Raw genomic sequence first — 8034 nt, forward strand, 5'->3', positions numbered from 1 at the left:
TGAACCCTTTCTAATGTGAGTTTCGTCGCTTTTCATTATAGGTCATATGGGACCTTTTTCTATATTCAAAAAGGCTCCATAATTTCCACGGTGTTCTTACCCACTACAGAAATTATAGAGCCAAAAGAGAGTCCAGATTCTTTTGAGGTGTTTTTTTATAAGATGAGTTTTTTATCCAAAAACCAATTGCTTAGGAATCTTAAGTTAGTCTTAAGCTAAAAAGACTAAACTATATATAAGAAAAATAAGTTTTTAAACTGAGTAAAAAGAATAGATAAAAGTAAAAGTGCTAGTTAATCCATGTTATAATGGAACAAGAAGGAGAAGGGCGATGATTAAAATTTTATTGGTTGAAGATGATCTAGGTTTGTCAAATTCTGTTTTTGATTTCTTGGATGATTTTGCAGATGTTATGCAAGTCTTTGATGGTGATGAAGGACTATATGAGGCAGAAAGTGGTGTCTATGATCTTATCTTATTGGATTTAATGCTTCCTGAAAAAGATGGTTTTCAAGTTTTGAAAGAGCTTCGTGATAAGGGAGTGACAACACCTGTTTTAATTATGACAGCTAAAGAAAGCTTGGATGATAAAGGTCATGGGTTTGAATTAGGTGCAGATGATTACCTCACTAAGCCATTTTATTTGGAAGAGTTGAAAATGCGTATTCAAGCATTATTAAAGCGTTCAGGAAAATTAAACGATAACACCTTAACTTACGGGGAAATTAGTGTTAACACCTCTACTAACACCACTACTGTTAATGGTTTAGAAGTTGAATTATTAGGGAAAGAATTTGATTTACTTGTTTATTTCCTTCAGAATCAGAATGTTATTTTACCCAAAACTCAGATTTTTGATCGTATCTGGGGCTTTGATAGTGATACCACATTATCAGTGGTAGAGGTTTATGTATCTAAAATACGTAAAAAATTAAAAGGAACTGCTTTTGTAAACAATATGCAGACATTACGCAGTGTAGGGTATATTTTAAAAGATGCTGAGTAAATTAAGAAAAAAATCCAAAACAGAAAATTTTTCTTTTTTCCTTCAATTCTTTACCGTATTTACAGGTATTTTTATTGTAATGACGGTTATCATCTTACAAGTTATGCGGGTAGGGCTTTATTCTTCAGTAGATAATAAATTGATACGGACCGCAAGAGAGATTGACCAGTATGTTACATGGGTAATGGAGATGCCAGGTAATCCAGGAGGAGAGGATACTCAAGCAACAGATGATAATTCAGATCATCCGATGATAGAAGCTGTGCCAACGGAAAAATTAGCAGCAAATACCACCTTTATTCTTTATGATAAAGATGGGAATATCCTTAATAACATTGCTAGTTTGTCTACGTTAAGTAATTTGAAGTTGAAAACTAAAAATTTAAACAGTGTCTATTCAGATAGCCCTAAAAATGACTTGGGCTACTCAGAATCTTTCCATCTGGTTACAGTAAAAGTAGAAAGTTCAACTTATACCGAACTAAAATATGCAACAGTAGCCGTCAATGTGACTCAAATCGAGGAATCGACAGCACGCTATTCTACGATTATTGTTAGCGTGATGATTATTTTCTGGTTTCTTTCAGTTGCTGCTAGTGTTTATCTTGCACGATGGAGTATGAGGCCTATTCTAGCCAACTATGAAAAGCAAAAATCTTTTGTCGAAAATGCTAGTCATGAATTGCGTACACCGTTAGCTGTTCTACAAAATAGATTAGAAAGCTTGTTTAGGCAACCGAATGCTACTGTTTTAGAACAATCAGAAAACATAGCAGCAAGTCTAGATGAAGTGAGAAATATGAGAATTTTAACAACAAATCTCTTGAACTTAGCTAGACGTGATGATGGTATAAAACCAGAGCTAACAGAAGTACAACCTAGTTTCTTTGATGATGTTTTTGAAAATTATACTTTAATCGCTGAAGAAAACGATAAAATTTTTACCTACCAAAATCAAGTGACAAGGTCATTTAAAACCGATAAAACGTTATTAAAACAATTGATGACCATATTATTTGATAATGCTATTAAATACACGGAAGATTCAGGGATCATTGATTTTAAGGTGAGAAGTACGGATAAAAATATCTATTTGACTATCAGTGATAATGGTTTTGGGATTTCAGATGAGGATAAAAAGCAAATTTTTGACCGATTCTATCGTGTTGATAAGGCTAGAACAAGACAAAAAGGAGGTTTTGGTTTAGGTTTGTCTTTGGCTAAACAAATAGTCGATTCTTTAAAAGGAAGTATTCACGTTAAAGACAATCGACCTAAAGGAACTATTTTTGAAGTAAAACTATAATAAAATGACTCTATGATTACTTTGAGAGAGATCTCTTAGAAATCATAGAGTCATTTTTATATGGTAACATCTGTTTAGAAAGCAAAAAAGAGAAGACTGAATTAATCTTCTCCATATGACTTTTAGATAAAAAAAGCCTTTTTATTTAGCAATTTTTGCTGAAAGACGTGCTTTATCACGACCAGCTTTGTTTTTGTGAATCAAACCTTTTGTTTCTGCTTTATCGATAGCTGAGCTAGCAGCACGGAAAAGCTCTTCAGTTGGATTTGCTTCAAATGCTTTGATTGCAGTACGCATAGCTGATTTTTGAGCTGAGTTCTTTTCGTTTTGTTTAACGTTAAGTTCAGCACGTTTGATAGCTGATTTAATATTTGCCAATGTTTTCACCTCCATCTCATACTAACTATCTCATTATATAGGAAAAAATTGGTTTTGACAAGCCTAAATCACTTTTTAAGGTAAATTTTGTCTATTTTATGATGAGGATCCTTGTGTAAAATGAGATCAGCGCGATTTCGCGTAGGTTTAATATAGTCTCTGAGGTTAATCAGATTAATATTTTTCCATGTGCTTTTGGCGATAGCTAGAGACTCAGATCGTGGAAGGTTATTGAATCTATTATAGTAATTGTTGGGATTTTGCTTAGCTAGTGAGAGTAAACTTTCAAATCGTTCTAGATACCATTTCTCAATATGCTTTTCATCTGCATCAATGTAGATTGAAAAATCAAAATAGCCATTGATATAAAGATGATCATTTTGAGGATTTTGGAAAACATTTATTCCTTCAATGATAAGAAAATCGGGAGAAGCGATATGTTGGAGTTGATTTGGAATAATATCATAAATTTCATGCGAATAAATCGGAATATCATAATCTTTTCCATCTTTTATGGCCTCGATCATTTTAACTAGTGCAGGCATATCATAGCTTTCAGGAAATCCCTTTTTTTGAAGTAGTTGTTCTTTTTTTAATTTTTTATTAGGGAATAGGAAGCCATCCGTTGTCATCAGCTCAACCTTGCTATTTTTATAGGTTCGTGTTAAAAGAAGCTGGAGCAAACGACTGGTTGTAGATTTCCCGACTGCTACACTGCCAGATACCCCGATGATGAAAGGGCGTTTTTCAGGTTTATTTTGAAGAAAGAGACTTTTTGAAAAGTCTAAGTGATCAGATGAATGCTTGTAAATATCAATCAAATTGATCAAGGGGAGATAAATGTCAGTGACGTCTTGAATGCTAATTTTATCATTTAAACTTTTGATAGAATCTAATTCATCTTGTGAAAGAGGAGGAGTGCTTAAGTGACCAAGACCTTGCCATTTTTGACGTGAAATTTGTTTAAAGTTTGTTAAATCATACATTATAGAAAACTCCTATCTAGAGGATTATAACATGTTTGCTTCTAATTGTAACCATTTTCATCGAAGAAAAAGTATGCTATAATGAATAAGCAAAAGTTCTAAAAGATGATAGGAAAAAATATGTCAAAAATGTATTACGCAGAAAACCCAGATGCTGCACATGATATTCATGAGTTAAGAGTTAATCTTTTAGGTGATTGGTTTACTTTTTTTACAGATTCTGGCGTTTTTAGTAAAAAAATGATTGATTACGGAAGTCAAGTTCTTCTAAATGCTTTAGAGGTCGAAGAAGGAGGGCGGTTATTAGATGTCGGTTGTGGTTATGGTCCGCTAGGGATTGCTTTGGCAAAAACTAAAGGATTAGATGTAACGATGGTGGACATAAACCATAGAGCTTTAGATTTAGCGAAAAAAAATGCTGAAAAAAACCATGTGTCAGCAAACATTTTTCAATCAAGTGTTTACGATAATGTTGAGGGGGAATTTGATTATATTATTAGTAACCCTCCTATTAGGGCTGGAAAAGAAATTGTCCACCGCATTATATCAGAAAGCATTAACCATCTAGTAGTTGGGGGCACTTTGACAATTGTCATTCAAAAAAAACAAGGAGCACCGAGTGCCAAAGCTAAGATGGCAGAAGTTTTTGGAAATGTAGAGACTGTCAAAAAAGACAAGGGATATTACATCCTTAGAAGTGAGAGAATATGAGAGCAGTAGATTTAATCCAAAAAAAACGTGATGGTCTTGAATTATCGACCGAAGAAATTCATTGGCTAGTCAGTGGTTATGTTACAGGTAGTGTACCGGATTATCAAATGTCAGCCTTAGCGATGGCGATTTATTTTAAAGGAATGTCTATGAGAGAGACGAGAGACCTCACTATGGCTATGGTTGGAACTGGTGAGCAGATGGACCTGTCAGCTATCCATGGTATCAAGACTGATAAACACTCTACTGGTGGTGTAGGTGATAAGGTGACATTAATCTTAGCCCCTCTTGTGGCTAGTTTCGGTGTCCCTGTTGCGAAAATGAGTGGTAGAGGACTGGGGCATACAGGTGGTACTTTAGATAAATTGGAGTCCATCAAAGGTTATCAGATTGAACGAACTAAGACAGAGTTTATCCAGCAAGTTCAAGAAATAGGGTTGTCTGTAATAGGACAGTCTGATCGAATGGTCAAGGCAGATAAGCAACTTTATGCTCTTAGAGATGTGACGGCGACGGTAGATAGTATTCCTTTGATTGCCAGTTCAGTAATGAGTAAAAAAATAGCAGCAGGTGCAGACGCCATTTTATTAGATGTGACAGTTGGTGACGGTGCTTTTATGAAAACTGAGGAAGAAGCTATTCAACTTTCTGAAACAATGGTTTCCTTAGGAAAAGAAGTTGGACGTCAGACAGTTGCAGTCATTACTAATATGAGCCAGCCACTAGGAAGAGCTATTGGGAATCGTTTAGAGGTTCTGGAAGCTATTGACATCATGAAGGGTGAGGGGCGTTCTGATATCACAGATTTTATTTGTGAACTAGCGCAAATGATGTTGGAATTAGCAGGAGTGCAAAAATCACTAGTTGAAATTAGAGAAAAGTTGACTAATGGTGAGGCGCTAGAAAAATTTGAGGCAATGATTCAGGCGCAAGGGGGAGATATAATCGATTTATATCGACCAGTCCAAGTCAAATATGTAGTCGAAGTCAAAGCAGAACAAGATGGATATGTGTCTGCTCTTCCAGCTTTAGAGTTTGGTTTATTTGCAATGAAATTAGGGGCAGGTAGAGCAATCAAGACAGATGCTTTAGATTATGAAAGCGGTATTGTTTTTGATAAAAAAGTCGGGGATGAGATTAAAAAAGGTGATACCCTTGCAAAAATTTACTCAAATCAAAAAATTACTGAAAATCTGCTTACAGAATTCAAAAAAAATGTTAGAATAGGTAGTGAGAGGATTATTCAGAAAGAAATTCTGAAAATAATCAATTAGAAAGAAGGTCATCATGGACTTGAATAAGTATATTGACCATACGCTATTAAAGCAAGATGCTACAAAAGAGCAGATTTTAGAATTAATTGCTCAAGCAAAGCAATATAACTTTGCCAGTGTCTGTGTCAATCCTACTTGGGTAAAATTGGCTCGTGAGGAATTACGAGATAGTGACGTAAAAGTTTGTACAGTAATTGGTTTTCCTCTAGGAGCAACCTTATCAGAGGTAAAAGCATTTGAAACAAAGCAGGTCGTCTCTAATGGTGCAGACGAAGTAGATATGGTGATCAATATTGGTGAGCTGAAATCAGGAAATCTCCAGTATGTAGAAGAAGACATTAAAGCCGTTGTTGAAGCTAGTGGTGATAAGCTTGTTAAAGTTATTATTGAAGCTTGTTTATTATCTGAGGAGGAGAAGGTTGCTGCTTGTCAAGCTAGTGTGAGAGCTGGTGCTGATTTTGTTAAAACTTCTACAGGGTTTTCAACAGGAGGTGCGACTATCGATGATGTTAAGCTAATGCGTCAAGTTGTTGGTGAAGCAGTAGGTGTAAAAGCAGCTGGTGGTGCGCGTACGAGAGAAGATGCTTCGAACTTCATCAAAGCGGGTGCAAACCGTATAGGAACTTCTGCTGGGATTGCTATTATGGAAGGACAAGTTTCAGATGGTGGATACTAACCAATTAGTAAATTTAGCCATTCAAGCCAGCCAGCATGCCTATGTTCCTTATTCTAAGTTTCCTATTGGAGCGGCCTTAAAAACTAAAGATGGACGGGTGTTTCAAGGTTGTAACATTGAAAATGCTAGTTTTGGTTTAACGAACTGTGGTGAACGAACAGCTATTTTCAAGGCTGTTTCAGAAGGATATAGAGATTTAAAAGAGATTGCAATTTATGGTGAAACAAAAGAGCCAATTTCACCATGTGGTGCTTGTCGACAAGTTATGGTTGAATTTTTTCAACCGGAAGCAAAAGTAACGCTTATTGCTAAAAATGGGCAGACGGTCGTGACGACGGTCGGGGATTTACTTCCATATTCGTTTACAGACTTGGATTAGTTTGTGGATGATGTTATTACTTATAACCATTTGGTTTTAACACACGCAACAAACGTTGCAAAAGTTTTTTAGGAGGGTTCAATTTAATGAACAAGAAACTTATTGGTATTGGTCTAGCTTCAGTTGCAGTTTTAGGTTTAGCTGCATGTTCTAATCGTAGCTCTAGTTCAAATAGTGATGCCAAGACTGATCTCAAAGTTGCTATGGTAACTGACACAGGTGGTGTTGATGACAAGTCATTTAACCAATCAGCTTGGGAAGGGCTTCAAGCATGGGGGAAAGAAAATGGTCTTTCAAAAGGTAATGGCTATGATTATTTCCAATCAGCTAGTGAATCAGACTATGCTACCAATTTAGATTCTGCGACTGCTAGTGGCTATAACCTTATTTTTGGTATCGGTTTTGCACTTCATGACTCTATTCAAAAAGCTGCTGAAACAAACCCAGATACTAATTATGTTATCATTGATGATACAATCGCTGATATGGACAATGTTGCAAGTGTAACGTTCGCTGATAACGAGGCTGCTTATCTTGCTGGTATCGCTGCTGCAAAAACAACTAAAACTAAGAATGTTGGCTTCATCGGTGGTATGGAAGGTGAAGTTATCAAACGTTTTGAAAAAGGTTTCGAAGCTGGTGTTAAATCTGTTGATTCATCCATTAAAGTAACTGTAAACTATGCAGGTTCATTTGGAGATGCAGCCAAAGGTAAAACAATTGCTGCAGCACAATATGCAGGTGGAGCAGATGTTATCTACCAAGCAGCAGGTGGGACAGGAGCTGGTGTTTTCAATGAAGCTAAGGCAGAAAATGAAACACGTAATGAATCTGACAAAGTTTGGGTAATCGGTGTTGACCGCGATCAAAAAGACGAAGGTAATTATACTTCAAAAGATGGAAAAGAATCTAACTTTGTTCTTGCATCAACGATTAAAGAAGTTGGTAAGTCACTTCAATTGATTGCAACCAATACAGCAGATGGTAAATTCCCAGGTGGTGAGACAACAACTTATGGTTTAAAAGATTCAGGAGTTGATATTGCCATGACTAATCTTTCTGACGATGCTAAAAAAGCAATCGAAGAAGCAAAAGAAAAAATTATCTCTGGTGATATTACAGTTCCAGAAAAATAATTAAAATTAGCGACCTAGTCGGTCGCTTTTTTAGGACTGAGATATGTATAATATCGGCTCTTTGTCAACTGTAGTGGGTAGATGAAAAGCTAACACCTAGAGAGGACGAAATTCGTTCTCTCTTTCTTTATGTTCAAGGCAATCAAAATCCGTTTTTTAAAGTTTTCAAAGTTCCTGAAACC

The 8034-nt window shown here is 35.8% G+C and carries 9 protein-coding genes; 7 read left to right on the forward strand and 2 right to left on the reverse strand.

Annotated features, from left to right (window positions below; translation table 11 throughout):
* Positions 1-331 precede the first annotated feature (331 nt).
* The gene (locus ACVRWY_RS09110) at positions 332-1006 is read left to right on the forward strand and encodes a response regulator transcription factor (RefSeq protein WP_427894066.1); all 675 of its coding nucleotides are present in this window, start codon (positions 332-334) and stop codon (positions 1004-1006) included.
* Positions 996-2312: a sensor histidine kinase gene (locus ACVRWY_RS09115; RefSeq protein WP_354369877.1), complete on the forward strand. Its 1317-nt coding sequence runs from the start codon at positions 996-998 to the stop codon at positions 2310-2312. Before ACVRWY_RS09110 ends, ACVRWY_RS09115 begins: the two co-directional genes overlap by 11 nt.
* Positions 2313-2453: 141 nt before the next feature.
* Here ACVRWY_RS09115 and rpsT read toward each other — a convergent pair whose 3' ends face one another.
* Both rpsT and coaA read right to left on the reverse strand, forming a co-directional pair.
* A complete protein-coding gene (rpsT, locus tag ACVRWY_RS09120) occupies positions 2454-2690 on the reverse strand; it encodes a 30S ribosomal protein S20 (RefSeq protein WP_354369876.1) in 237 nt (78 codons plus the stop codon).
* Positions 2691-2758: 68 nt separating this feature from the next.
* On the reverse strand, positions 2759-3679 hold the full coding sequence (gene coaA / locus ACVRWY_RS09125) for a type I pantothenate kinase (RefSeq protein ID WP_354369879.1): 921 nt from the start codon (positions 3677-3679) through the stop codon (positions 2759-2761).
* Between the two features lie 117 nt (positions 3680-3796).
* On the opposite strand from coaA, the gene ACVRWY_RS09130 reads away from it, so the two are divergent.
* The 5 genes from ACVRWY_RS09130 (at position 3797) to ACVRWY_RS09150 (ending at position 7852) form a co-directional block, all read left to right on the forward strand.
* A complete protein-coding gene (locus ACVRWY_RS09130; protein ID WP_354369875.1) occupies positions 3797-4387 on the forward strand; it encodes a class I SAM-dependent methyltransferase in 591 nt (196 codons plus the stop codon).
* Positions 4384-5661, forward strand: coding sequence for a pyrimidine-nucleoside phosphorylase (locus tag ACVRWY_RS09135; RefSeq protein ID WP_354369874.1), 1278 nt, complete (start codon positions 4384-4386; stop codon positions 5659-5661). The genes ACVRWY_RS09130 and ACVRWY_RS09135 overlap by 4 nt, the downstream gene beginning before the upstream one ends.
* 13 nt (positions 5662-5674) lie before the next feature.
* On the forward strand, positions 5675-6337 hold the full coding sequence (deoC, locus tag ACVRWY_RS09140) for a deoxyribose-phosphate aldolase (protein ID WP_354369873.1): 663 nt from the start codon (positions 5675-5677) through the stop codon (positions 6335-6337).
* A complete protein-coding gene (locus ACVRWY_RS09145; RefSeq protein WP_354369872.1) occupies positions 6324-6716 on the forward strand; it encodes a cytidine deaminase in 393 nt (130 codons plus the stop codon). Before deoC ends, ACVRWY_RS09145 begins: the two co-directional genes overlap by 14 nt.
* Before the next feature lie 86 nt (positions 6717-6802).
* Complete coding sequence (locus ACVRWY_RS09150) at positions 6803-7852, forward strand: BMP family lipoprotein (protein WP_354369871.1); 1050 nt, start codon at positions 6803-6805, stop codon at positions 7850-7852.
* Positions 7853-8034: the final 182 nt, after the last annotated feature.

This window comes from Streptococcus porcorum (assembly GCF_053203725.1).

What these genes read in the sequence shown, in the direction of transcription:
- ACVRWY_RS09110 (WP_427894066.1), top strand. Translation starts at nt 332, where the DNA reads ATGATTAAAATTTTATTGGTTGAAGATGATCTAGGTTTGTCAAATTCT.
- ACVRWY_RS09135 (WP_354369874.1), top strand. Translation starts at nt 4,384, where the DNA reads ATGAGAGCAGTAGATTTAATCCAAAAAAAACGTGATGGTCTTGAATTA.
- ACVRWY_RS09150 (WP_354369871.1), top strand. Translation starts at nt 6,803, where the DNA reads ATGAACAAGAAACTTATTGGTATTGGTCTAGCTTCAGTTGCAGTTTTA.
- deoC (WP_354369873.1), top strand. Translation starts at nt 5,675, where the DNA reads ATGGACTTGAATAAGTATATTGACCATACGCTATTAAAGCAAGATGCT.
- ACVRWY_RS09145 (WP_354369872.1), top strand. Translation starts at nt 6,324, where the DNA reads ATGGTGGATACTAACCAATTAGTAAATTTAGCCATTCAAGCCAGCCAG.
- ACVRWY_RS09130 (WP_354369875.1), top strand. Translation starts at nt 3,797, where the DNA reads ATGTCAAAAATGTATTACGCAGAAAACCCAGATGCTGCACATGATATT.
- ACVRWY_RS09115 (WP_354369877.1), top strand. Translation starts at nt 996, where the DNA reads ATGCTGAGTAAATTAAGAAAAAAATCCAAAACAGAAAATTTTTCTTTT.